This is a genomic window from Nostoc sp. UIC 10630, assembly GCF_010747425.1.
Lineage (GTDB): Bacteria > Cyanobacteriota > Cyanobacteriia > Cyanobacteriales > Nostocaceae > Nostoc.
This window is the reverse complement of the sequence record NZ_JAAGOG010000123.1, coordinates 1-26,060: the sequence shown is the minus strand read 5'-3', so window position 1 is coordinate 26,060 and position 26,060 is coordinate 1. Positions and strand designations below refer to the sequence as shown.

Below are 26,060 nucleotides of genomic sequence, written 5' to 3'. Positions count from 1 at the left end.
GGCAGGGGGGGCAAGGGAGGCAGGGGGAGCAAGGGAGGATGAATTTTCATCGGTATCTTCTGCTTTTGCCTGTTCGTAGCCGCCGCCTAACAAAGCGCGATATAACGGGAGTTCAAACAGTTTCCGCATGACGCTTCTGGAGCGTTGTAAGTCTTCTACTGTCTCAAATAAGGGGACAACTTGAATGGTTCCCACGGCTAAGGCGGGGTCAAAAAGTCTGGCTTCTTTGGCTAACAGTAGTACTTCTAGCACGTCGCTCACGTCGCGGCACATGCTGATAATGTAAGTTTGGCAAATATTTAGACCAAATTCTTGTTGGAGCGATCGCACGACGCGAAAAGTTTCAATTACATCGTTGGTTTTTTCAGAAAATGGCAATTCTGCTGGAATTAACGGCCGGCGGGTTTGCAGTTCTCCTGTGAGCCAAGCTACTCTTTGCTCCTCAGATAGTTCGTTGTAAGGTTGAGGTAATATTTGCAGGTATTGTAGAATCTCATTCAGCGCATCAGCGTGGCGGGATGATTCTTGACGGATATCTAGCTGTGTCAAGTTAAAACCAAAAATTTCTACCTGACAGATAAGATTTTCTAAATCTCGACAGCTTAAACCTGTTTCTGTCAAGTTACGCTGAATCATCCGCAGTTCAGCTAAAAAATCGTCTCCCGAACGATACAGGGGACTATCTTGATTTTTTGGCGTTTCCCGATTGTACAAAGCTAGATTGCGATCGCGAGTATTTTCTAGCCGTTTTAATACATAAGCGAGTTTCAGCCGATAGGGTTCTTGCCGATAACGCAGCGCCAGTGCATCATATACCTCACTCAACTGGGACTGATCTAACTCTAGAGATTCCAGCAAATCTGGTAAGACATCACTCCAGTGCATCGACACACTCAACAATTCAATCAGATTTTTCACTGACTGAATATATCTCCCCAGTACCATTTTGCGCTGATAACAAGCTGTTTGCCAGGTGACTTCTGGTGTAACTGACGGATTCCCATCCCTGTCTGAGCCTACCCAAGAACCAAAAGAGCAAAAGTTTTTACTTGGTGGTTCTAGCCAAGGAAAGGTATTGGATAGTGTATGTTTAAAACGTTTATAAAGTTGAGGAATGCCATCAAATAAAACTTCTTGGAAGTAGTGTAGGGCATAATCTACTTCATCTAGCACAGTCGGTTTGAACTGGTGAAGTTCGTCGGTGCGCCACCAAAGGCGAATTTCTTCAAGCAATTGTTCGCGGACATCTGCTGCTTCCCAAGCATATCCGCCACCTGTACCACCAGCATGGTTTTCTAAGGTATCCAGTTTTTGCAAGAGTTGTACCACCTGTCGCTGCTTATCCCGGATGGTATGACGAACAATTTCCGTCGGGTGCGCTGTGAAAACTAAGCGCACATCCAGATGAGCAATAAGACGTTGAATCTGCTGGGGTGGTACATTCTGTTTGAATAAATAGGGAAACAAAGCAGCGAAAGTCCCTTTTGGTTTCACTTGCGCTTTTTCGAGATAATTCTTTGCCAGCAATTCTGCTGCTATTCCCTTGCTAACAGGCGCATCATCTTCTCTTTGATTGGACGAGTAATTGACATTAGATGCTCTTTCTGCATCTGTAGGCTCTGTTTCTGCCTCATAGCGACTCAGTTGCTGCCTTTGCTCGTATTCCTGCTCTATGATGTTAATCAGCTGAAAATACAGAGCGAAAGCACGAGCCGCGCGGATTGCTTCGTTGATATTTAGTTGTTCAATTAATTTGACGGCTGAGGATGCTTGGTCATTTGTTGCCTGTCCTTCTGGCGAACACAAATCGCGCAACTGCCGCAACAGGTCTACCATGTTTTGACCGCATTCTTGCCGGAGAACAGACTCCCACAATTCTTCCACTACCTGGAGACGATGACGCAAAAATAATTCCGACACCGGGTATATATCCGCAGTTTGAGACGAAGAGTATAAAAGGGAACCCATATTCTCTATCTTGTAAAGCTAATTACTGTTGACGCTTCTAGGTTTTCTACTGAATGCTCATCGGGTTATTCCTGAGCAAATAATTATTTGGTGTATATTTTCTAAGTTTGATTAGTTTCGCGCTCCTCTGGGAAGTCGAGAATGGGTAGGCGATCGCCTCGAAACAATTCTTCACTGGCTTCCCCTATGCTTTCTAGTGCCCTTACGGTGGTTTTTCCGGTAATGAGCAGCAGTAATATAGACGCTGTACCTATTTGTAGAAGGAACGATTGGGGAATGGTAAATAAATCGAGATGGGATGGTGGGTTAGTTGAGGGTTCTTGGTTGGCAGGAGGCATTGCTAATTTTTGGTTATGGGAATATGAGTAGAGACGTAGAGACGCGATTCATCACGTCTGTACAGGAGTTAAGAGTTAGGAATTAGGATAACTCCAACAATCGAGGGATGGAGTTGAAATGAGATAAGCTTGTTGGTTATTTCACCTATTAGGAGCGTTAGCGCAATGAAACGCAAGTCTAGCTTTAAAGGACAAGTCATCAGTCAGTCATATAGAATTATTCTGACTCCTGGCTCCTGTATGCGATTAATCGCGTCTCTCCTAACTCCTAACTTCTGATTTATGACTCCCTATTAGTAAAATAAACGCAAAACTCAATATTAGTCAGACTTACAACCTGTACAAGACTATCTTGGCCGATTTTGTAAGCTACGAAGGTAACAAAATTGTTAAAAAAAAACGTCAGAGTGTGATAGACCTATGGTTCTAGTTTACAAGTGCAGGCACTATCCCCCAACCATCGCTTCCTGTAAAGTTAACTTCCCATGAAAACAGTATTACCAGATCGCCAGCAATCCTTAGTGCAATGGGTAAGCCAAGCCACAGGGATTAACACTTTCGGGGTGAAAGTCCGGTTACGGGGAAATGACCTTCATATTCTTTGTGAAGGTACAGAATGTCCGCAGCGTTGGCGTACTTTGTCTGATTTGCTGCAAGCATTACAGCAAACAAACTTAGATATTCTCACAAGCAGCGAACAAACCTCAATATATCAAGTATTTGTCTATGGCCGAAGAAAAGGGGAACAGCGCCCCAAATGGTGCCATCGGGTTTACTTGAATCAAATAGATAAGCATCTGGAGCAAGTGGAGCAAGCCTTGCTCGCAGATTCGGAAAAATCAAAACAGTCGGGTGGGGCGCTAATTGTCTCTAACGAAAGTTTGGCACGCCAAGGAAACCCAGAGGCGATCGCTAGATATCTCAGCGAAACTCTGAGTACGTTAGGTGTATCGGTACAGGCAAAGATTAAGCCATATCAGCCAAAGAACTCTCAGCCGGAAGAAAACCGCCTGTGGATATTTTGCCAGTCGAGCTATAGCCCTGATGCTTCATTGCTTGCAGAACCAATAGCAGAGAAGTTGCGTTATCTCAAGCTTTCCGGCTACCAAGATGCCGTAATTGTTTCCCAGGTGAGCGGCGAAACTGCCCCTGATTGGTTACTGCGTGTCGATTTGACCCCATCAGAGGTAATGCTGAAAGAATGGGCGCGTTGGGGTGATATCCAAGCGATCGCTCGGCTATTAACTGAAGTATTGTCAGGATTAAAAGTTGCTGTCCAAGCTTCTCTGAAAGAATCAACTCTACATATCTTTTGTACGCCAGCTTTTGATCCTTTAGGAACTGCGCCAATCCCAGACAAGGCAGTGTGCTTAGAGGCAATTGTACCCCAGTTAGAAGCGATCGCACCTCAAGGCATTCTCGCCGCCACCATCTACGGACAAAAAGCAGGCGACAAGCAACCCACTTGGATTGATTGGCTAGCTTTACCCGCCACAACCTATCCCGCCTTTGCCACATCACCACTAGATTTAGCTAATACAGGCGATGAACCAGCCATCACATTTTTACTGGAGCGTTTACTCAATCCTGACCTAGATTGGCGTTTATTGACAGGTGGAATTCGCGTCCTCTTACTGAACAAAAATGATTTACTGCACATCATGTGTGATGCGCCTGTTTGTCCAGGTCGTCAACAAGTAGCAAGTAAAATTACGCAGTTTATCCGCCATTTGAAAATTCCCGGTATTATGGGAATACGTATATACGGTCGCCGGGCTGGGAATAAAGAACCTTTTTGGCACTATGGCGTTGATCTTGAACATCGCCAACGTTTAGTACCAGAAGCAACACCAGAATTCGCTGCCACTTCTAAATACGTAGATGATTTAATACCCTCTGAGACTAGTGAACCAATTTTGCGCCCAGACTTAACAACAGAAGAAGTTCAAAGTTTTGTAACAGAAGTAGCGCGAGATTGGATAGCAACGGCGAGTGCAACCGCGAAAAAGTTCCTGTTAAAAAGCCAGCTATTTACCGAAAGCCACCAGTTAGCAGAAGAAAATCCTGACGATCAAGGGCTTAAAATTGCTCTAGTTTGGGGGACATTGGGATTATTACTGACTCTCCAAACTGATTGGGTATTGGGTCGAATTACTGCACAGACTAAACCGAGTTTGCCAAAAGTCGCCAGTGTCTTACCTTCATCATCTGGACAAAAGGCATCTTTAACATCTGAAAAAACTCAGAGTGAGAAACCGGTATTTTTTAGCAGCACTTCTAAAACAAAATCTCCTGCAAATCAGAGTTCTGTATTTAATGCTTCTGAGTTTACTCAAAGTGATGATACTTCGGCAAAGAATTTGGCAGCCGCACCATTGAAAGAAAAAGCAACCGCAACAGCTATTCTTTTAGCAGCGCGATCGCAGATGCCAAGTTTCAATGTCAGGCAGTTAGATGAGCAGCTAGCACTGTATAAACAGCGTTTAGCGAGAACTGGTACACCGCCCGATGTGTTAATTATTGGCTCCTCCCGCGCCCTCAGAGGAGTAGACCCAGCAGAACTTTCTAAAGCTTTAGCGACTCAGGGCTATCCCAATATTGACGTGTTTAACTTTGGAATCAACGGTGCTACTGCACAAGTTGTAGACTTTGTGCTTCGTCACGTGCTGGAACCATCAGAACTGCCTAAAATAATTCTTTGGGCGGATGGGGCCCGTGCTTTCAATGGTGGGCGTGAAGACATCACCTTTAAATCCATTGCTGCATCAGCTGGTTATAAGCAAGCATTTCAAAAAAACCCCAAAATAGCAAATAGTAGCGAATCGCCCGAAAATCAGGAAAGTTCGCCAGAAGAGAAGGTAAAAGAAGAAAAACAGGAGATTAGCACATATCAAGCTGTCAATGATTCTTTAAATCAGGGTCTAGCATCTCTTTCTGCTAGCTATCAAAACCGCGACCAAATTAAAGGCTTATTGCAAAAACAATTGCTTATATTTGGTCATAATCAGACAGTTGCATCACAAAAACAGCTAACAGACGGAACTTCAGATGAGAGTGCTTCCCAGCAAGCAGTTGATTTTGATGGCTTTCTACCTTTGTCTATTCGCTTCAATCCTGCTAGATACTATCAAAAACATTCTAGAGTTCCCGGAAATTACGACAACGACTATAAATTTTTCCAAGTAGAAGGACAGCAAGATGCTGCTCTTCAAGAAGTGCTTCAGTTTACCCAGTCTCAGAAAATTTCCTTAGTGTTTGTCAATATGCCTCTCACGGCAGATTATTTAGATCCAGTGCGTAGACAATATGAGCAACAATTTCAGCAATATATGTTGCGTCTAGCTACTAATCCCAACTTTATTTATCGGGATCTGAGCCAAAAGTGGCCCAAAGCACATGACTACTTCTCCGATCCCAGCCACCTCAACCGCTTTGGAGCATACGAAGTCTCCAAAAAGCTGGCTAATGACCCGATGATTCCTTGGCCAGTGAAGTAGGGACAAGGGGAATCGGGAATGGGGAATGGGGAGGCAGGGGGAGAATTCGTAACTCCTAACTCTTCACTTGGAACTGTTTTGCCCAATGACAAATGACAATTGACAAATAACAAATGACTAAAAAATGAACTTTATATCAATTTTCTATGGTCTTTTCTTGTTGAGTGTTTTAGGAATTTACTGGTCTTTAGCACAACAGAAATTACGATTATGGACGCTGCTAATTGCTAGTTTGGTTTTCTACGCATCTTTGCATATCCAATACATACCATTGCTATTAGCATTGACGTTTATCAATTTTCGTTTGGGGCTAGAGATTGGGAAAAATACATCACCAGGAAAACATTCTCTTGATTGGCAAATTTCTAATGAAGAGTGGCAATTTGCCCAAGGTGACTGGAATCGCCGTCGTCTAAAAGTTTTGTGGCTGGGTATAGCTCTAAATGTTTTACTATTATTAGCTTTTAAGTATCTAACCCCTCTATTTAAGTTTGTTTTCAATATCCAAGCAAACTCACCAGATAGCTCTTTTAAATTGATTGCACCTTTGGGAATTTCATTTTTCACCTTTGAGTGTATTGCCTATTTAATAGATGTCTATCGTGGTGCGCCTGCTACCGATCAGTTTCTTAAATTTGCCACTTATAAATTATTCTTCGCCAAACTGATTTCCGGCCCGATTACGCGCTACCACAACTTAGCAAATCAATTCAATACGCTAGACTTTCCCAGTGCCGATAGAGTAGCAGAAGGGCTGTGGTTAATTGCTAGAGGTGCAGTCAAAAAAGGTATTTTTGCAGACCACCTGGGAATTTTTGTCGATTTATGCTTTGGTAACTTACAACGGGCCGGTAGTACCGATCTCTGGTTAGCAACATTTGCCTACGGTTTGCAGTTATATCTAGATTTCAACGGTTACGTAGATATTGCCCGTGGGAGTGCCTTACTTTTCGGCTTGGTTCTACCTGAAAATTTTGACTTTCCCTACTTCAGCACCAGTATTGGAGAATTTTGGCGGCGCTGGCATATCACTCTCGGAGATTGGCTACGTAACTATGTCTACTTTCCTTTGGGTGGTTCGCGTCGGGGTTTAGTCCGCACCTGCTGGAATTTATTTACTGTGATGCTAATCGCTGGTATCTGGCACGGTGCTGCTTTGGGTTATGTAGTTTGGGGCATATTCCACGGGTTAGCCTTGGTGGTTCATCGACTTACAGATGCTATGAGCGATCGCTTTGAAAATCTGGAGCAATTCTGGCAAAATCCTCTAGGTATCTTCGTTGCTTGGTTTTTGACCCAACTGATGGTTTTTACCTCTTGGATTTGGTTCCGCCTACCAAATATCGCAGACTCTTCTTTAGTAATCCGACACCTTTGGCGTTATCCTGCTGATGCCCAGTTTGCTCAAAAGGTCTATGTGGATGCTTTAAATATTAGCCAATACCAACTCACTTGGGTACTGCTAACTTTAGCTGCTCTGATGGCTGTAGTCTATGCCTTTAACCGGATGCTGAAGTTAGAGTTTAACTGGCCCATTAAGCTTGTCTTTGTCCCTCTATGTTTCTACGCTGTTTGGTTATTAGCTCCTGAAGGCAGCTTGCCCTATATCTACTTTGATTTCTAAGTTTCTAGAAACAATCAACTGCAACATAAGACAATGTACAACTTATTATTTCGTTACAATTTATCCTGGCTATTTGTAACGGAATGTAAAGAGAATAAACTAGGCGATCGGTTTAATTTTGCAAGAGCTTAGAAAGCTTTAATCGCTTACTTTTATCACTATTATTCCTAGTAGAAAAACTTTACATTTCGACGTTCTTGTTAAAGAATTCTATTACAGAATATTAAGCCAAAGATCGCGTCCAAGTAATTTCATGTAGACTGTAATTCAACAGGCAAAAGAGAATCTGCTTGTTCCATTTTTAACAAAAAATAGCACTTATAAAACAATGACCACAACCTTACAACGGCGCTCTGGCGCTAACGTTTGGGATCGCTTTTGCGAGTGGATTACCAGCACTGACAACCGTATATATGTTGGTTGGTTTGGTGTACTGATGATCCCAACCCTATTAGCTGCTACTGCTTGCTTCGTAATTGCCTTCATCGCAGCACCTCCAGTAGATATTGATGGTATCCGTGAGCCAGTTGCAGGTTCTTTGATCTACGGAAACAACATCATCTCTGGTGCAGTTGTTCCTTCCTCCAACGCTATTGGCTTGCACTTCTACCCAATCTGGGAAGCTGCTTCCTTAGATGAGTGGTTGTACAACGGTGGCCCTTACCAGTTGGTAGTTTTCCACTTCTTGATCGGTTGCGCTTGCTACCTGGGTCGTCAGTGGGAACTTTCTTACCGCTTAGGTATGCGTCCTTGGATTTGCGTAGCTTACAGCGCACCTTTGGCTTCTGCTACCGCAGTATTCTTGATCTACCCAATCGGTCAAGGTTCTTTCTCCGATGGTATGCCTTTGGGTATCTCTGGAACCTTCAACTTCATGATCGTGTTCCAAGCAGAACACAACATCTTGATGCACCCCTTCCACATGTTAGGTGTGGCTGGTGTATTCGGCGGTTCCTTGTTCTCTGCAATGCACGGTTCTCTAGTAACTTCTTCCTTGGTGCGTGAAACCACCGAAACCGAGTCCCTTAACTACGGTTACAAATTCGGTCAAGAAGAAGAAACCTACAACATCGTTGCAGCCCACGGTTACTTCGGTCGTTTGATCTTCCAATACGCTTCCTTCAACAACAGCCGTTCACTGCACTTCTTCTTAGCAGCTTGGCCCGTCGTCGGTATCTGGTTCACCGCTTTGGGTATCAGCACGATGGCGTTCAACCTGAACGGTTTCAACTTTAACCAATCAATTATTGACTCTCAAGGTCGCGTTATCAGCACCTGGGCAGATGTAATCAACCGCGCTAACTTGGGTATGGAAGTAATGCACGAGCGTAACGCTCACAACTTCCCCCTAGACTTAGCTGCTGGTGAAATTACTCCTGTAGCAATGACTGCTCCTGCTATCAACGGTTAATTCTGAAGATTAGCTAAATAAAAAGCGCCCTCCAGTGATGGAGGGCGCTTTTTTATTGGAGCCATATTTAATTGATTTAATCAAAACAGAATGGGTAGCAAATTTTTCAGCCAAACATCATCAGTAGCGCGATAATAGATATAGAGATCAAAATACTTTATATGTCCTTTTCCCCCTCCGCCTGTTGTGTTGTCGTCCTCAACCAACAACAGGAGCAAAATATTTCTCACCAGAACAAGTGTCAGGATTTACCAGTTAACCACAGCAAAAGTATGGTTAAAAATTGCACTGTAGTTGAAAATGGTCGAGTCGTCGTTAAAGCCTTACAATCCTCTGACAATCAGACTTCCGAGTAAGTTTCAGACATTTAAAGCATTTCATCTAAAGGTAAAACATCGTGAAAGCGGTTGTAATCAATGTAGCGATGTCCATCAGGTGCGTGGTAGAAGATATCGGCAAATTGATTATTCCACAAAATTTCATTAGCAGCATAACTATGACGGGCATGGACTACCTGTGCAACCGTTTCATCAATGCCACTCAAAGAGACAATTAAGATAGTATTTGTCTGGATTAAGGATTCTGGTGTCATCCCATATAGAGGGCTAAACTCATCAATGACATGCATCACTGACCAGCTTAAGGTGAAGCTAGGTGTTTGGTTCCTTAAGAGTTTGAGATCGTAGAACCGACGTATAAATTGCCCTTCTAGAGTTATTTCGTCGCGCATTAAGTAGACTCGCATCTGCGCCTCTAAAATCATATTGCGACGCTGATTAGCGGTGCGAAATATGAGAGTTGGCATTGCATCATGAGGTGTAATTACAGCAACACGACTAAAAAGCACCCTAGCTGTAGGTCGAGAGAATCGAGCAAAAGCTAGCCCCGTCATCACAGCAATTCCCACCAAACCGATCATTGCTTCAATGGTGACAATAATGTTGGCGTAAGTTGTTTTGGGATACATCGCCCCATAGCCGATGGATGCTAGGGTTTGCACGCTAAAGAAAAAGACATCTAGAAAAGAGCCTGGTCGGGCGTTAGCAATACAATCTCCTCCTATCAAGTAAGCTAGGGCAAATAGAGCATTGATAGTTATATAGAAAGTACAAATCAGCAGTAGAAAGCCAGCCCAGGGAATCGTTAACAGCAAATGGTAGGGATCGCGCCAGTAAGAATGCCATAGACCCATACCCATAATCTCAAATTTTCCGTCTCGAACTTGAATCTGAATAGGTGAAATCAGACGCTGTTGTCTCTTCCGTGAAAGTCTCTTCAGTCGAAATTTCATTGCAAGTAGCCAAAAGAACGGCAACTGCTTAGTATTTTGACACTCTCTGAGCTGAAGTGATTAAATCAGCAAAAAAATAGGATGAGCATTGCCCATCCTACTAATTTATCTGCTAGAAACTTATTTTTACGGCTTGAGTGATTGATCTTTCGAACAGCGATCAAACCACTCCTGGTATTTATTCTTATGTGACTCATCTTCAACAGCAATGGTAACACGCACTCGATTGCAGCCGTGATTTTGCTCTAGTGCGATCGCATTCAACAATAAACTAGCAGTTTTCGGCGAGTTAAATTCGCCGCTTATTGTTAAACCGCTTTCAAAATATGTACCTTCAAGTCTTTCTACGTGGGTCAAGTCAACATTAGCAATTTCCTCTTGACCTAAATCAATTTCTGCGAGTTGTTTGTGTTCTGGGCTAATTTGTTCCACAATCAGCTTTTCACGCCGGACAGGAACTTGGATCATTTGGGTTTCGATGACTTTGCGAACAATAACCTCACCAACTTTTCGCTTACTGCTTTCGACAACTAGCCGTTCTTCTAGTAGACGAATAATCTGTTCTTCGCTGACCTCTTCTAAATTTGCTGGTTCAACTGCGCTACTTCTAGTTTGATTATTAACCAATTGCTCCGTTGAGTTGCCTAGGCTTAGCCCCTCGTAGACATCGCCGGTTTTTTCTGCTTCTGAATATTCAGGCATATATTCGATTTCTGATTTGTTGAAGTCTATGAAAACAGATTTAGTCGGCTTGTCGATTTTTTTGATTCTCTGGCTCTGCAATCGAAATAAAGAAGGATGTTTATCAGCTAACTGCTCGCCATATTCTAGAGTTTGTTGATTGACCTGGTTTGATATAACTAGGTTTAACCGCCTATTAGCATCCACAATTAAATCATGAACGACTCCTACTAGCTGACCTTGGTTATCGAACACAGCAAAATTCTTCACCTTCTTTTTCAAATCTGCTATTGAGGTGATTGAGGTGTTAGTGCCAGAATTACCGTTTGCCTGTCCAATGTTTTTTGTCATCGGTTGGCTATTCATAATATGCAAAGTTTATGAACTGCTTTTTACTTAGCTAAATTAAATGTATTACTCATCCAAAGCTATTGGAAGCACAGGTAAAGCCAATTCAACAGCTTTACCTGTACTTTGTCGAATTAATTATTAGTCATTAGCTATTAACTAATGACTATATTTGGTTAGCGTTCTTCGATGGGAAAATTACCAGAATTCACATCAAGCTCTTCACGACGCACAGTTTCTTGCGTTTCAACTGTGTCTTGATCTACCACTTTTCTAACTCTGACTTCTTCACGCAAAAATGCTTCTTTACGAACATCAGGAGTTTCTTCGTGGATTTCTAGACGAGCAACTTCGCCTTCACGGAAATCTGCTTCGCGTCCAGAAACGGCAGTACCTGCATCTGCTGGAGTTACACGTTCAATCACAACTCGCTCTCTTTCTACTGGTACTGTAACCCGTGCAGTCTCAGTTTCAACACGCTTGCCAATGGATACTTCTCCAGTTTTTTGGCGATGTTTGCTGGCAATCAGCCGTTCTTCATACAATCTCAGAGTTTGATGATCTTGCTCATTTAACCCAAATAAAGAAGGCTCACGTTCGTAACTATAGTCATCACGGGCGTAAGTGGGTGTTGTACCCAATGGAGCTACAGAATCTAATGGTGCAGAAGCATCTACAGGAGCAGCATAATCAGTGGGTTGGCGATATACACCACGCACCCGTTCTTCATAGTCGTAATCAAGGGTTTGGCGCTCATTAAACTCAGGTAAATCTTCTGCTTGCTCTCTAGTCAAGCCAATTGTGTAGACGCGATCAACGCTATAGTCGATACGGGCACGACCAATTGGTAATAATACTTTTTTACCAAAAATCCAGAAGCCTAAGTCAACAACTAGATAGCGAAAGTGACCTTCTTCGTCAACTAAAACATCGCTGACAGTACCAATCTTTTCATCGGTTCCTTGTGTATAAACCCCAAGTCCGGTAATATCGTGACCTTCAAACGCATCACGATAGTTAGGCTCAAAATCTTCTAATTTGTAAAGTACCATTATTATTTAACCTCAATATTTTTCTTTTCAATTCATAGTAATTATGATAAGTATTTCTTTAATTGCTTACATCCTTCTGTCGAATGAAATATTTCAATAGTTAAATAACCAAAAGTTATAGTTATTTTTCTTGATGGCAGATCAAAGCAGCCCTAATTGAATAATACTTTAAAAGTTATATCCCCAACTTTTAAAAAAGTTGGGGATATAAACACCACAAATTTTCACCAGACACATATTAAGGAGTGAAGAATTTTTGTTGTAATTAAATACTGTAGAGAATACAAATTGACCTGGCCTTCTCGACGAGACGATAGCACAAATACTCCGCTACGCTAACATCCGGCATCTCTACAACTTTTAAAAAATCCAATCCCCTTAAATAGTTTCATGTGTGGTACTGCCATGTTCATTCATATGTAAATTACCCGCAGTATCAACATCTAACTCTTCTCGACGAATGGTGTCTTGTGCTTCGACTGTATCTCTTTCTACTACTTTTTTGACTCGGACTTCTTCTCGCACAAAGGCTTCTTTACGTATATCAGGCGTTTCTTCATACACTTCTATGCGTGCAACTTCACCTTCTTGAAACCTAAGTTCATTGGTATCTACAACGTTTCCTGCTTCTGTTGGCAGAACTCGCTCAATTACAACTCGTTCTTTTTGAATAGGTACTGTAACACTTGCAGTATCTGTTTCAATGTGTTTACCAACCGTTACTTCACCGGTTTTGATGCGCTGTTTATTTGCAATCAACCGTTCTTCATAGAGTTTGAAAGTTTGATGAGATTGCTCATTCAGTCCGTATAAAGCTGGTTCTGTCTGGTAATCGTATGAATTGCGATCGTAAGTTACACCGCTAGTTGGAGAACGAAATCCACTACGTACCTTTTCTTCGTAATCATGATCAAAAATTGTGTCTTCTTTGTACTCAACTAAACCTTCTACTTGGTGTTTGCTTAACCCATCAACATAGACACGTTTTGCAGGATAATCAATCCGGGAAAGACCAATTGGTAGTAAGATTTTTTTCCCAGAAAAATCTTCGCTTGTGTCAATAACTAAATATCGGAAATGACCATCATCATCAACTAAAACATCAGTGACTGAGCCAACTTTGTCTCCTCCCTCAGTATAAAGAACCAATGATTTAACGTCGTCTCCACCAAAAGTTTCTCGATAGTTTGGATCAAAATATTCAAGTTTATGAAGAGGCATACTCTGTTTCCAGGTTTGTTTATAACTGTTATGACTATAAAAAATATTGTGCTGAATCTCATCCTGCTGGCGACTGAATTCAGTTGAGATATTTTATGGTTTATAATTCATCCTTTATGAGCAAAATACTTAATTTGAACACTTAGGTCAATCAATAGGAGTACAACTAAAGTCATAAAAAGCTCTAATTTGTACTGGTATCAAAAATTGCTTGAGATGTTTTATCTCGAAGGCTAGCCAGTACAGAGACACTTATGTAATATCCAAAGATTAGAACGCTAGAAAACAAAGAGATGGGAGGTGCAAAATCTAACCTGCAAGTATTTTCTTAAACCGTTCATCTGCTCGAATTAAATCAAAGTCAGAATTATTTTTTGCTAAATCTCGATGTTGATCGCCTCTTAATTTAATTGCCTGTATCAAACTTTCAATAGCTAAATCACGATCGTTTTTTAATGCATGACAACGGGCTTTATGGCACCAAGCCCAATGAAATTCAGGCTGAAGTTCTAAGGCTCTCTCATAAGAAGCGATCGCTTCATCATGTCGTTGTAGTTTTCTAAGTGAATTACCGCACCCAAACCAAGCTATATAGTTATCTGATTGGATAGCAATTGCTTTTTGATAAGATAATAATGCTTTTTGATAGCGCCCTAATCTTCTCAGTGCCCAGCCGTGATTGATCCAAGCAAGAAAAGAATTAGGTTCTCTCTGAATAACTTGTTCATAGCAGGCTAATGAATCTTCATATCGACCTTCAAAAAATAAAGCATCTCCTTGTTTAAGATAATCATTAGCAGTAAAAAATAAATGAGTATTTCCAGCCTTGAGTATTTCTAGCTGTGTTGTTAATTCTTGGATTTTTTGTTGAATTTCTGGGTGAACATAATCTTGTGTTAATGATGGGGAAGGTGTTAATCCAGAAAGTTGCTGAAGAATTAGCTCTTTTTGATTTTGAGCATCTAAAAATAGATTATTTAATTGGGATAATTGCCCTAAAAAGTCGGACTTTAATATTTCTAGCTCTTGCTTAAAATCTTCTGTTTGTTTTTTTACCTCTGCTGCGACTTCTTTTTCTAGTTGTGTTTTGACTTCTGTCTCTAATTGTTGCTTTGTTTCAGTTACTAATTCACTAACTACACTACGACGTAGCAACCAAACACCAGCCGCCGCCAAGATTGGCAAAAAAGTTAATACGATTAGCAAAATGTTGAGTAGGGTTGTGCTATGACCAAAAGCCCGATCTACTTCCGATTGAACGCGATCGCGTATTTCTTTCTCGTGTTGTAGTTTTTCTAGTTGGTCTTGCTGCTGAGTTGAAATTGTCGGATTGGGCAAGTCAGTTGGCTTTGGTTGGGCGGTAGCAATACTGGCAGATAGTAAGACGAGTGAGAACGCTAACCCTACCTGATTCTTGATTTTCATGAAACTCTATTAAGTGTTAATACAGGAACCATAGTTATATACACAACTAAATTCCTGAATTCCATGTTTACACTACTTGAAAACTAAAGCTAAGACTTGCCCAATTATTCACATCTAAAATATATGAGTCTGCTGTGCCGTTCATCTCAGCCTGGAGGGGGCTGGCGTTATGCAAGTCTTGTAACAAGGCTTGTGCAACGTCTAAAGGATTTAACAATGGGCCAATCGGCCCTTCTTCGGCTGTGGGATATTGAGCAGTATTCAAGGCGGAAAGAGTTCCGCTAAAGGGTGTAGTACTAAAAATCAGTTGTTGTTCGCACTCAGAAGCTGGCCCTGAAATCACCCATTGCGAAGCAGTATTTTGGGGTAGTGTGAGGCTTTCACCTGGGGCGATGACGACTTCTTGGAGAATGGGCTTGGTATCGGCAGTATTGGGTTCTTGGGGTGTTTCCCAAGAGTAGAAGGCAACTGCCGTATGATTATTGTTTAATCCCAGCAAGATTAAATACACTGGGCGATCGCTCTGGTTTTCCACTCGATATTGCATTCGACTACCGATAGGCACAATGGGAGTGGGAAGAGATGCGACGCCAGTCGCTACAACGGGGGGAACCCCCGCAACGCGCTGGCTCATTAATCGCGTCTGTACTGATTTTTTAATCGAAGTTTCACTTTTGAAAGTTCTTACTGTTTCGCGCTGCATGATGACGCGAGGCGATATATTATTAATTATTTCTAAGGTTGCCTTGAGAGCCAAGCGAGAAGAACCTCCATTTTCTGTAAGTCGCCATAACTTGGCTGCTAACAAGGTTGATAATTTTGGTGCTAACCTTTGCACTGTTAATTTTATTGCTTCTCCTACTTCCCCCGTGGTATTGGGAATTGGCTCGCCCCCAAGAGAAAATAGACCATAACGAGCGGGAGTTTGCTGTAGCTTGGCAAATACATAATCAGCTGGTTTTTCTCCTAGGACTACGGTAGATACATGGGAAAATCCCGCAAAGGCACTTGTAGCGTCTACCCGCTCAATTCTTTCTAATCCAGTATCGAAAGCTATTGTTAAATTAATATTTCGGGGTAAAACTCGGACTGCTTCTTGGACGAGTTGACCGATTTGTAGGGGATTTGCACCTTCAATTTTGGAAATTTGCGCTTTTGCTGTTAACCCAGTGCGCGATCGCAATACTAATTGCTCTTTTGTCTGTAGTGTAAACCTAGAATTAACTCCGTAGTATAGCAGCACTTGTGGGGGTAATCCTGCTAACCACAGATGTATGGTTTTACCATCTCCTTCAATATCACTCACCGCGCCTTCTGCACCAATGATATTGTCTGGCAGTAGAGACGTTATATCTGGATTTTTCTGACTACTCAATAACGCTGGTTGCTGTTTGCTACCTGATTTATATAGAGAATTTTCCACGTGGGAAAGGGCAACTTGAACTTTGGTGGCTGGCGTGAATTCCCACAAATACTGCGTCAAAGCGTAGGTGAATAACCCAGCACTAAAACCAGAAAAAAGACCTTCCCTTGCTGGCTGCTTTGGTTCTGAGGTAGCTGCTAAAACAATTGGAGTATTGGATAACTTCTGAGTTTTAAGTTCTTTGAGAAAGTCGAGTTCTTCTGTTGCTAGCTTTGCTCCCGACTCCTGAAGGGCGCGAGTTTTTAATCCTATTGCTGTGTTAGGAGCATCATAGCTAGTATCTAATACTGCTGTTACTCGGTCTGTGGAGAGCGATCGCAGTAATAGCAGTAGAGTTTCTTCTAATATATGATTGACTATTTTGTCATCTTGTAAGTCAAGAGCTGCATTAGCTGTCACCAGAGCATTTTGCATTGTATCTGGCGATGTTTCCAATTTGACACGAGTGCCATAACCGCTAAAGTGGAAAAAAGTTATATCACCAGGTTTAGCTTGTTTGCCCAGATGATCCGCAAAAGCCGCTTCAATGAATTCCCGGCTGGCTTGTTCCTCAGTTAAGGTTAGAATATCTGACCCTTGAAAACCAAAGCGGTTAATCAAAAGTTCTCTTTGTAGTTCTACATCTGTCAGACAACCACTGAGGTTTGGGGTTTTGGAGTATTGGTTAATACCTATTAACAATGCCAACTTGCGCGAGTTCGGTTGTGCCAAAGCCTGATAGTAGCGATTTCCTAAAGTCAACCACTCAGCTTCCGTTACTCCCAATACCGCGAGTATTGAGCCAATTTTATGTAAAAACGTGCGGCGTTTCATAATTAGCTATCAGCCCTAAGCCCATTAGCTAGCAGCTTACAGGGCTGAACTCTGTATTGTAAAGTTACAAAAGTGTGGGAAATGGGGAATGGGGAATGGGGAATGGGGAAGAATAAGTCCAAACTCCAAACTCCAAACTCCTAATTTTTAACTCCTAACTCCTAACTCTGCACTGTTTTGCCCACTTCCCTAAACAGGCACTTCTATTCGCATTGCCCGCGCTAACTCTGCTGCTACCTCTGGACGAGAAAATTCTGGTGGAGGTAATTCACCACGCCGCAGCATTTCCCTAACTTTTGTCCCTGATAGGTGAATACGTTCTTCTGGCCTGCTGGGACTGGTTTTAGATGTTGCCATCTGCTTAGTGCGCGTGCAGTAAAAAGCGTGTTCAAATTTCATCGGCACAATGCCCAATTCGCCTGGCGCAAACTCTTCAAAGATATACTGTGCATCGTAAGTACCGTAATAGTCACCAACGCCAGCATGATCCCGTCCGACGATAAAGTGAGTACAGCCGTAGTTTTTGCGGACTAAAGCATGGAATATTGCTTCACGAGGCCCAGCATAGCGCATTGCGGCTGGATTAATTGCCAAAGTTACCCGGTCTAAGGGGTAGTAATGTTCCAGCAAAATTTCATAGCAGCGCATCCGCACATCAGCGGCAATATCATCTTCTTTTGTTGCCCCGACTAATGGGTGCAAAAATAGACCATCAACAGTTTCTAAAGCGCACTTTTGAATATATTCGTGGGCGCGGTGGATAGGGTTGCGAGTTTGGAAACCAACGATTGTTTTCCAACCCTTATCTTTAAATAGTTGCCGTGAGGCAGCTGGATCTATTTGGTAAGTGGGAAACTGGGGATGAGGTTCGCGCTGCAACAGCCAAATATCACCCGCCAGATGTACAGTACCTTGGTTATAGAGTACCTGCACCCCTGGATGTTTGACATCATCAGTGCGGTAGACATTAATGGCTTCGCGGGTTTTGTCGTAGTTATATTTTTGCGTGAGTTGCAAAACTGCAATAAATTCACCTCTGGAGTTATCCAGACGAATTAAGCCACCTTCTTGCAATGGGGAAGCTACTTCTTCGCTGACCGATAGTGTAATCGGGATTGACCACACAAGACCATTAGCTAGTCGCATTTCTGTAACAGTGCGATCGTAGTCTTCTTGGTTCATAAAACCCGTGAGTGGACTAAAAGCACCGATCGCAATCATTTCTACATCCGAAACGGCGCGATCGTCTAGTTGCACTCGTGGCAAAAAGTCAGCTTTTGAGAGAAACTCTGCTCTTTGTTCTGGTGTGGCGATACGGTTAACCAACTGTCCACCGTGGGGGGCTATGGCATCTGGATTGTGACTCAACGTAATCCCCTCTTTGCTTTTACTGTTATTGTTTCAGATTATGTACTAACTTATCAAATGCTGGTACGTAGAGAAAAAGAGTTTAGGAAATGAAGGAAAATTTTGCAACTAGCCTCTAGGCGATCTGATTAGGTTACGCTAAAGCTAATCCAGCCTCAAGTTTCAGAATAGTTCCTTCATAAGGAAAATGCTTATGAATGCTGTATCTCCCGTTGTTAAACCTGTTAGCCAAATGCGGCTAGCACCTGGTAGTACAGTGTCTATTCAAGATGTAAGCTGGAAGGAATTTGAGTCTATCTTGCAAGAACTGGGGGAAAAGCGATCGCTACGAGTTGCTTACAGCAAGTCTACGTTAGAAATTATGGTTCCTCTACCCGAACACGAAAAATCAAAGGACTTAATTTCGGATATTGTCAAAATCTTGCTGAAGATCGCAGGGAAAAGTTATGAACCCTTCGGTTCAACCACCTTTAAGCGGGAAAATACGGCGGGGGTAGAACTAGATGCTTGTTTCTACATCCAGAATTACCAAAGAATGATTGGTCGTCGCAAGCTGGAACCAGACGATCCACCTCCTGATTTGGCAATTGAAACAGATGTGATATCAAAAACAACTCTTGGTGCTTACGAAGCGATCGCAGTTCCAGAACTATGGATTTGCGATAGTAAAAAGCTGAGGATTTATTTACTCAGGGATGGACATTACATCGAATCTGATAACAGTCCTAACTTTCCAAATATCCCTCTAACTCAAATTATTGCCGCTACAGTTGAACGAGCTTGGCAAGTAGGAACTGTACAAGCTTTGAAAGAATTTGAAGGAACATTAGAGAGAAGTAGTTTTTGATAGAGAGTACGTAAGCGTAGCCCGGCGCAGGTATCGCTTTTGCTAATTTATCCTTGTATGGCAATAAATGGCATAAATTGCCATAAAGTAATATTATGAAGGAAAAATTAGGGAAGTTGTGCCAGTGAAAAGTATAAATATATCTCTTCCTGATGCGATGCGGACTTATATAGAAGAGAAAGTGGCAACTGGTGGTTACAGCAGCGTCAGTGAATATTTTCGTGAGTTAGTGCGCCAAGACCAAAAGCGTCAAGCGGCTGAACGCTTGGAAACGATGCTTTTAGAAGGTTTAAATTCTGGGAATGCAACTGAGATGACTCCTGACGATTGGGAAAATATACGCCAAGCTGTGCGGGAAAGAATCGCCAAGCATAAAGGGTCAAACCAAGAAGGTTAATGAGCGATGTAAGCAAACGACCGCAAGTCATCCGCGACTTGATAGAATTAGCAACTTATATTGCAGAAGATAACTTGGAAGCTTCAGATCGGTTTCTTAGTGCAGCAGAAACAACTTTCAAACAACTAGGTAAAATGCCAGGAATGGGAAAACCTTGTCAATTTTCTCATCCTAATTTAGCTGGTATTCGACAGCAAGGAATAAAAGGATTTAAAAATTATCTTGTTTTTTATCTTTCTTCGGATTCCGGTGTAGAGATTCTTAGAGTCATTTATGGCGGACGAGATATTGAAACAATTTTGGATGAAGATTTAGGAGAGAATAACGCTGAATAATAGGGTGGAAAACTGTGTCAAAAAAGAAAAAATTTAATCTACAAGTAAAGGTTGTCAACCCGAAAACAGGCAAAATTACAACTGAGAGTATACCCTGTGAGCAACTTAGTCGTAATCAAAAGGCAATCAGCAAACTTAATCCTGAACAAATTACTCGAATTAAAAGAATTTATTCCATTTTAGATTGTTTGTTAGGTGATAATTTTGAAAGTTGGGCAATACAATTTACATTCGATATTTTTCCCGAAAATGAAATTAGAGCTTGGGAAAAAATAACTTTTGTATTTTTAGAATTTATTAAAAGACATCCTTATGATTTAACATTAAACCAGAAAAAAGATATTTTATTCAGACTTTTAAAGCTCTCTCTTGGGGAAAGCCCAAATGATGCATTATCAATGTTTTTATATTCATTTTGGGAGGAATTAAGGGAGGAGTTTAGAAAGACTAAGACTAAAAATATACATGAGCAAACAAAAGGTGCTAATCAAAACTCAGTATATGTTAACCTTTGGGATACAACTGATTTTGAGAAATTAGCTTTTGCTTATAATAAATATACAAGTCAGCATAATTTGAGTTCAGAAAAAGATCATGATATTTTTGTTAGATTGATGCATCTGATGGCCGGACAAGAGCCTAAAGATGATCTTTCTAGAGAATTACTTCATATCCTTGTAAATGAATTTGATCCACATAACATTACAGATGACAGGGTGCGAGTTTCTTATCCTGTTGTTAGACGTAAAGGACAGTCTAAATTTAGGCATGAACTTATAGAAGCCTATAAAGGAAAATGTGCAATTACAGGTTACAGCGTAGATGAAGTATTACAGGCTGCTCATATTATCCCCTATCTTGGCAGTGAAACAAATCATCCCTCTAATGGAATTTTACTTAGGGTAGATATACACATACTTTTTGATAAATACTTACTATCTATTCATCCAAAAAACTATGAGGTAATAATTTCTCCTAGTTTATGCGGGACTGATTATGAAGGACTTAGCGGAAAAAAATTACTACTTCCTGATAAAGACAGATTTAAACCTAACTCAATTGCATTGGAACAGCATTATCAAACTTTTTTACAAAAATGTGATAAATAAAAATACCCCTCCACAAGTCAGGAGGGGTGCAAAACCGGGGTAAGATTCAACTAAACTGTTCAATAATTCCGCCACCTAACACTTTTTCCCCGTCGTACCACACCGCAGCTTGTCCGGGGGTAATGCTGATTTGGGGTTCATCAAATACCAAACGCACACGAGAGTTTTCCAACGGAATCACCGTCGCTGGTGTAGCCGTTGAACGATAGCGAATTTGCACTTCGGCATGAATTGGGGTGGATGGTTCAGCAATAGAAACCCAATTTACCCGTCCGACAGTGCATTCTGGTTGAGTTACCTTGGTGCGATCGCCTACTACTACTTTATTATTTGCCGCATCTAATTCAATCACATACAACGGTTCGGCAGCAGCAATCCCCAAACCTTTGCGCTGGCCAATGGTGTAGTGATGGACACCATCATGCTGTCCCAAAACTTTGCCTGTGGTATCGACAATATCGCCTGTTTTGGGAGCTAAATATTTATCCAAAAATGCCCGCATGGAACCGTTACTTTCCACTAAGCATAAGTCTTGACTTTCTGGCTTATCAGCAGTTTTCAGTCCGTATTCAGCCGCAATCCGACGCGTGTCAGTTTTTTCTAGTTCGCCCAGAGGAAATATCGTTGCTGCAAGTAAATCTTGAGACAAATCATAGAGAAAATATGACTGGTCTTTATTGCGGTCAATAGCCCTTAATAACTGGTAACGTCCAGTTGCTTCGTCATAACTAATTCGGGCATAATGACCAGTGGCAATGCGATCGCACCCCAATTCTTCATGGGCATACTGCACCATTGGGCCAAACTTCACCGTTTTATTGCATTGTGAGCAAGGCAAAGGCGTGATTCCAGCACTGTAGCCAGTCACCAGGTAATCGACAATATGCGTTTGAAAGACATCCCGAATATCTACAATTTGATGGGGAACGCCCAGTTGTTCACAGAGATCAGCCGCGTCGATCATACCTTCAGAGCAACATTGACCTTTGCCTTTCATTAGCCAAAGAGTCAAACCAATCACTTCATAGCCCTGATGGTGCAGGATAGCTGCTGCGGTGGAACTGTCAACGCCACCAGAAAGACCAACGACGACTTTTTTCATACAAAGCACGACACGATAGCTGCGTGGTTGTCCAATTGTAGCACACACTCTTTTAAAGCCTTGCTACCAAAGCACTTCGGTTTGAGAAGAAGTAGCACTTCGGCAAGCTCAGTGACCATCGTAAACATCGCTATTCACTCTTCCATGACTCTTATCTAAGATTAATTACAGATGTATTGTTTGCCACGCAGATGAGCTAATTTTACGTTAACGCTATATAGTTGCTACAACGGTGAACTAATTAGTTCCTCATGGAAATTGCTTAAAAATACTTTGACTACTTTCTAAGTACTATGTTGAGAGGAATACCAAGTAAATTTACCCCTTTTCAGATGCTGCGCCGAAGTTCTGAGGGTTGGAAGCCTACTATCCGATTTCTCCCCCTGTTAGTAGGAGGATGGTTAGTGCTAATTCCTGACTATGCCCCAGCACAAGCACAAATCCACAACAGTATGCTACTGGCTCAACAAGGAGGTGAAGCTTTACCACCACCGCCAATTCCCTTTGGTCAACAGCCATCACCGCAGTTACAACCAGCAGAACTAGTGGAGGATAATCAATCCGATCTCAACTTTCAACCCCCGCAACCATTACAAAATAATCAATCTGATCTGAACTTTCAATCCCCTCAACCATTACAAAATAATCAATCCGGTCAGAACTTTCAGCCCCCCCAACCTACACAGTTTAGTCAATATAACCAAAACTTTGAGCGCTACTTAGTTTACGTAGATAGTAGTGATTTCCAGACGCTACAAGCAATCCGCCAGATTGAACCCAGTGCTTACATTCGCGAGTACCAAGGAAGGAATGTTATTCAGTCAGGTGTTTTTAACAGAGTATCTAACGCCCAACAACGGGTGAATGAGTTACAGTCACGGGGAATATATAGCGCTCGGATTATCAGCTTTGGTAACGGACAGGAAATAGATGTAGGTAATAGAGGCTTTGTAGGGGAACGTAGCAATATAAATCCTCCCAAGCAAGCCTCTAGATATTATGTCGTTATTCCGACTACTCAAGAACAGTTATCTGCAACAGCAGAACAAATTAGGCAAAATCTAGCCCGATTTAGTCAAGATTTAGGACGGTCTGGCGCAGTCCTCGAAAGGACGCAACCACGAGGGCCACACGTAGCAGTAGGGCCTTTCGCCGATCGATTCCAAGCTGAGGAATGGAATAAGTATCTGCGAAATATAGGATACCGAAATGCCAGAGTTTTCTACGGTAAATGAAGAAGTTACGAGTCCATCAATTTGAGATTTTGGATTTTGAATTGAAGAACAAATCAAAAATTTAAAATCCAAAATTGATAGACTCTCCACTTCCACAATTCTTAACGCAGGGATTCAATAATTACCGCTATTGTAATTAAACACAAGAGGATAATTCCCACAGGAAGCAAAAATTGTTGTAACAGGTATAACAGTATAGGTATGATTTGTAAGATACCTAAACCACTAGATAAGACGTAAGCGATCGCAATCCCAAACAGCACTAACAAGAAATATTTCAAAGACTTAGAAGCAAAGCGAAAGAGAAGTGTATCTTGATTGGTGTCCATAATTTTACTCACGAAAGTAGCTGATTTTTAGCAGTGAATATTTTTTTGATTTCCCATTTCTCATTTACAAAATCAGAAATGGGAAATCATACCCAGCACGAAGATTAGTTTTACACGTGGATATTTCCCTGATGGGGTGGATTATTCAAAGACTGTTGTTGCCTTTGTGGATTGCTTTGCTTCTCATAACTAACTAATAGTTGGAATGAAATAAACAAGCCCAACAACAGCAGCAAAAACGAGCCGAAACTAGAAGAATACTTATTTATTTCTCGCTCAACACCACATTTCAGGCAAACATATCTATTGGGATTACGTGTATCTTGGGCAAAAGGGCACTGATTCTGATTGCAATCATGATGACAATCTCTGTCTAACATCATTGAACCTCCTGTAGGATAAAGACTTACATACTTGGCTGTAAATACGCTCTACAGAATCTAGTTAGTTAATACCCACTGCTGTTTAGTAGACACCACTTTCAGGAGTCATTGATATAGGACGGTAACAAATAACATCTGTGATTTACTAAGGTTGCAGTAGTAACGCTGGTAAAATCTGTCCTCAACCACCTTATTATTGGCGCTTAACTTAACTTCGCCTGTATTACTTACAAGAGTAATACAGTCCATAATGCTTTGCAGTCGGATAAAGTAAGCTTCCTACCGAGTAGGAAAAAGTATTTTGTAGTATGGTGGGTAGGAAGAAGTAGTAAAAATATCGTTATAATGAATTACAAATGATACATCAAGTTAGCAAATGGGTGTAGAAGAGGCCTTAGAGTTTGTAGATAACTTGGTTTTTCTCCAGACGGGAGAACATCTAGATAAAACTCAAAGGATTATCTTGCGTAATTTGTGGGAGGATGAAAAGCGGACTTACCAGCATATCGCCAACAGCCGTGGTTATACAGAAGCGCATTTAAAAGCAGTTGGTGCAGAACTTTGGCATTTACTCTCCAAAGTTCTAGGAGCAAAAGTCTCAAAATCTACCTTTCAAGGCGTAGTTCAGGGATTTAGAACAAACCAACAGTCGCAAAAAGCTTCTCAGATTCTAAATCTAGCGACGAATGGGACTAAACCCCAAGATTTAGATTCTAATTTTGTAGGGCGCGATCGTCAGATAGCCGAACTCCACACCTTATTCAATCGGGGAGAAAAAGTTATCCTCATTCAGGGTGAAGGTGGTGTTGGCAAAACAAGATTAGCACGCAAATATTTTAAAAGTCAAAAATTTAATTTTGTCCTAGAACTGTGGATGGCTACAGAAATCCAAAACCTGACTCCTGTAGAGAGTGTAGTTGAAGAATGGCTACGGCGATACTTTAACGAAGAACCGGGAGGGGACTTTGGTATCAGCTTAGAACGACTACGGCGTAAACTCCGAGAACAAACTTCTAAAATTGGGATATTTATCGATAATCTAGAAACTGCTCTTGATAAAAATGGGAAGTTTCTAGAATATCGTCGCCCTTATGTTGAGCTATTGAGAGTATTAGCAGACTCGGATGTGCATTCAGTTACTTTAGTTACAAGTCGTGAGCGTTTGCGGGAGTCTAGTGTAGAGGTTTATCTTTACCCACTCGAAGGTTTAGATGATGAAGCATGGCGAGAATTCTTCAGCAGTTGCCACATCAATTGTGATTGTACTATTCTCAGCGAAATGTGCAGAGCATATGGAGGTAACGCCAAAGCAATGCAAATTATCCGAGGAGCAATATTGACGGATTTTTCTGGTGATATCCATTCATATTGGCAGGAAAACTCTACAGATTTATTAATAGAAAGAGAATTAAAAGATTTAGTCGCCAGTCAATTTACCCGTCTCCAACAAATTGACTTAGAAGCCTATCGTCTTCTGTGTCGTTTAGGATGCTATCGTTATCAAGATATTCCTTCACTACCTATAGAAGGAGTTTTATGTTTGCTTTGGGATGTACCAGCCCAAAAACGTCGAGGTGTAATTAAAGCTCTACAAGATTTGTCTTTGATAGAAGCGAAAAAAGGACAATCCTGGTTACATCCTGTAATTCGTGATGAAGCGATTAGTAGATTAAGATTAATCAGTGAAGAATGGGAATTAGTAAACCGAAAAGCCGCAGAATGTTGGACACAGAGAGTTGTATCTATTACAAATATATATGATGCTTTAACTGCTTTAGAAGCTTATTAACTCAAGTTGCGGGTAATAAAATACAAATGAGGATATGGGAAATGTAGGCACAGTAAATAAGCGGTTGTACGAAA

General features: G+C 41.5%; 22 protein-coding genes. 10 read left to right on the top strand and 12 right to left on the bottom strand.

Annotated elements, in window-relative coordinates:
- Both G1O98_RS24610 and G1O98_RS24605 read right to left on the bottom strand, forming a co-directional pair.
- A partial coding sequence (locus G1O98_RS24610; RefSeq protein WP_243458527.1) for a phosphoenolpyruvate carboxylase occupies positions 1–1,968 on the bottom strand: 1,968 nt, incomplete at its 3' end.
- Positions 1,969–2,069: 101 nt separating this feature from the next.
- Positions 2,070–2,306: a hypothetical protein gene (locus tag G1O98_RS24605; protein WP_163933134.1), complete on the bottom strand. Its 237-nt coding sequence runs from the start codon at positions 2,304–2,306 to the stop codon at positions 2,070–2,072.
- Positions 2,307–2,791: 485 nt separating this feature from the next.
- Between G1O98_RS24605 and G1O98_RS24600 the strand changes: the two genes are divergently transcribed.
- The 4 genes from G1O98_RS24600 to G1O98_RS24585 all read left to right on the top strand — a co-directional run bounded on the left by G1O98_RS24600 (position 2,792) and on the right by G1O98_RS24585 (position 9,194).
- Positions 2,792–5,803, top strand: a complete 3,012-nt coding sequence (locus G1O98_RS24600; protein WP_163933132.1) for a DUF1574 domain-containing protein — start codon at positions 2,792–2,794, stop codon at positions 5,801–5,803.
- 124 nt (positions 5,804–5,927) lie between these two features.
- Positions 5,928–7,427: an MBOAT family protein gene (locus G1O98_RS24595; RefSeq protein ID WP_163933128.1), complete on the top strand. Its 1,500-nt coding sequence runs from the start codon at positions 5,928–5,930 to the stop codon at positions 7,425–7,427.
- Between the two features lie 328 nt (positions 7,428–7,755).
- Complete coding sequence (gene psbA / locus G1O98_RS24590; protein ID WP_012411708.1) at positions 7,756–8,838, top strand: photosystem II q(b) protein; 1,083 nt, start codon at positions 7,756–7,758, stop codon at positions 8,836–8,838.
- A 161-nt stretch (positions 8,839–8,999) separates the two neighbouring features.
- The gene (locus G1O98_RS24585) at positions 9,000–9,194 is read left to right on the top strand and encodes a hypothetical protein (RefSeq protein WP_163933125.1); all 195 of its coding nucleotides are present in this window, start codon (positions 9,000–9,002) and stop codon (positions 9,192–9,194) included.
- An 11-nt stretch (positions 9,195–9,205) separates the two neighbouring features.
- Here the strand turns inward: G1O98_RS24585 and G1O98_RS24580 are convergent, their stop codons facing one another.
- From G1O98_RS24580 to sat, 7 genes are all read right to left on the bottom strand, one after another.
- Positions 9,206–10,129: an ion channel gene (locus tag G1O98_RS24580; protein WP_163933122.1), complete on the bottom strand. Its 924-nt coding sequence runs from the start codon at positions 10,127–10,129 to the stop codon at positions 9,206–9,208.
- A gap of 126 nt (positions 10,130–10,255) precedes the next feature.
- Positions 10,256–11,161, bottom strand: a complete 906-nt coding sequence (locus G1O98_RS24575) for a DUF2382 domain-containing protein (protein WP_163933119.1) — start codon at positions 11,159–11,161, stop codon at positions 10,256–10,258.
- A 173-nt stretch (positions 11,162–11,334) separates the two neighbouring features.
- The gene (locus tag G1O98_RS24570; RefSeq protein ID WP_163933115.1) at positions 11,335–12,210 is read right to left on the bottom strand and encodes a DUF2382 domain-containing protein; all 876 of its coding nucleotides are present in this window, start codon (positions 12,208–12,210) and stop codon (positions 11,335–11,337) included.
- A gap of 378 nt (positions 12,211–12,588) precedes the next feature.
- Positions 12,589–13,431: a DUF2382 domain-containing protein gene (locus G1O98_RS24565; RefSeq protein WP_163933113.1), complete on the bottom strand. Its 843-nt coding sequence runs from the start codon at positions 13,429–13,431 to the stop codon at positions 12,589–12,591.
- Between the two features lie 309 nt (positions 13,432–13,740).
- The gene (locus tag G1O98_RS24560) at positions 13,741–14,856 is read right to left on the bottom strand and encodes a tetratricopeptide repeat protein (protein WP_163933110.1); all 1,116 of its coding nucleotides are present in this window, start codon (positions 14,854–14,856) and stop codon (positions 13,741–13,743) included.
- A gap of 67 nt (positions 14,857–14,923) precedes the next feature.
- A complete protein-coding gene (locus G1O98_RS24555) occupies positions 14,924–17,092 on the bottom strand; it encodes a caspase family protein (RefSeq protein WP_163933107.1) in 2,169 nt (722 codons plus the stop codon).
- A gap of 189 nt (positions 17,093–17,281) precedes the next feature.
- Complete coding sequence (gene sat, locus G1O98_RS24550) at positions 17,282–18,460, bottom strand: sulfate adenylyltransferase (RefSeq protein WP_163933104.1); 1,179 nt, start codon at positions 18,458–18,460, stop codon at positions 17,282–17,284.
- Positions 18,461–18,653: 193 nt separating this feature from the next.
- Here sat and G1O98_RS24545 point away from each other — a divergent pair, with 193 nt between their 5' ends.
- The 4 genes from G1O98_RS24545 to G1O98_RS41205 all read left to right on the top strand — a co-directional run bounded on the left by G1O98_RS24545 (position 18,654) and on the right by G1O98_RS41205 (position 21,148).
- Complete coding sequence (locus G1O98_RS24545) at positions 18,654–19,307, top strand: Uma2 family endonuclease (protein ID WP_163933101.1); 654 nt, start codon at positions 18,654–18,656, stop codon at positions 19,305–19,307.
- Between the two features lie 124 nt (positions 19,308–19,431).
- Entirely contained in the window at positions 19,432–19,704 is a 273-nt protein-coding gene (locus G1O98_RS24540; protein WP_163933098.1) for a type II toxin-antitoxin system ParD family antitoxin, read from the top strand.
- Complete coding sequence (locus G1O98_RS24535; RefSeq protein WP_163933095.1) at positions 19,704–20,039, top strand: type II toxin-antitoxin system RelE/ParE family toxin; 336 nt, start codon at positions 19,704–19,706, stop codon at positions 20,037–20,039. The genes G1O98_RS24540 and G1O98_RS24535 overlap by 1 nt, the downstream gene beginning before the upstream one ends.
- Positions 20,040–20,053: 14 nt before the next feature.
- Positions 20,054–21,148: an HNH endonuclease gene (locus tag G1O98_RS41205; protein WP_163933093.1), complete on the top strand. Its 1,095-nt coding sequence runs from the start codon at positions 20,054–20,056 to the stop codon at positions 21,146–21,148.
- A 46-nt stretch (positions 21,149–21,194) separates the two neighbouring features.
- Here the strand turns inward: G1O98_RS41205 and mnmA are convergent, their stop codons facing one another.
- Positions 21,195–22,250, bottom strand: coding sequence for a tRNA 2-thiouridine(34) synthase MnmA (gene mnmA / locus G1O98_RS24525; RefSeq protein ID WP_163933137.1), 1,056 nt, complete (start codon positions 22,248–22,250; stop codon positions 21,195–21,197).
- Positions 22,251–22,582: 332 nt separating this feature from the next.
- Between mnmA and G1O98_RS24520 the strand changes: the two genes are divergently transcribed.
- Entirely contained in the window at positions 22,583–23,485 is a 903-nt protein-coding gene (locus G1O98_RS24520) for a hypothetical protein (RefSeq protein ID WP_163933090.1), read from the top strand.
- A 101-nt stretch (positions 23,486–23,586) separates the two neighbouring features.
- Here G1O98_RS24520 and G1O98_RS24515 read toward each other — a convergent pair whose 3' ends face one another.
- Together G1O98_RS24515 and G1O98_RS24510 are read right to left on the bottom strand one after the other, a co-directional pair.
- On the bottom strand, positions 23,587–23,814 hold the full coding sequence (locus G1O98_RS24515) for a hypothetical protein (protein ID WP_163933087.1): 228 nt from the start codon (positions 23,812–23,814) through the stop codon (positions 23,587–23,589).
- Positions 23,815–23,924: 110 nt separating this feature from the next.
- Entirely contained in the window at positions 23,925–24,194 is a 270-nt protein-coding gene (locus G1O98_RS24510) for a hypothetical protein (protein WP_163933084.1), read from the bottom strand.
- Positions 24,195–24,573: 379 nt separating this feature from the next.
- Here G1O98_RS24510 and G1O98_RS24505 point away from each other — a divergent pair, with 379 nt between their 5' ends.
- Positions 24,574–25,986: an ATP-binding protein gene (locus G1O98_RS24505; RefSeq protein ID WP_243458526.1), complete on the top strand. Its 1,413-nt coding sequence runs from the start codon at positions 24,574–24,576 to the stop codon at positions 25,984–25,986.
- The last annotated feature ends 74 nt before the right edge of the window (positions 25,987–26,060 follow it).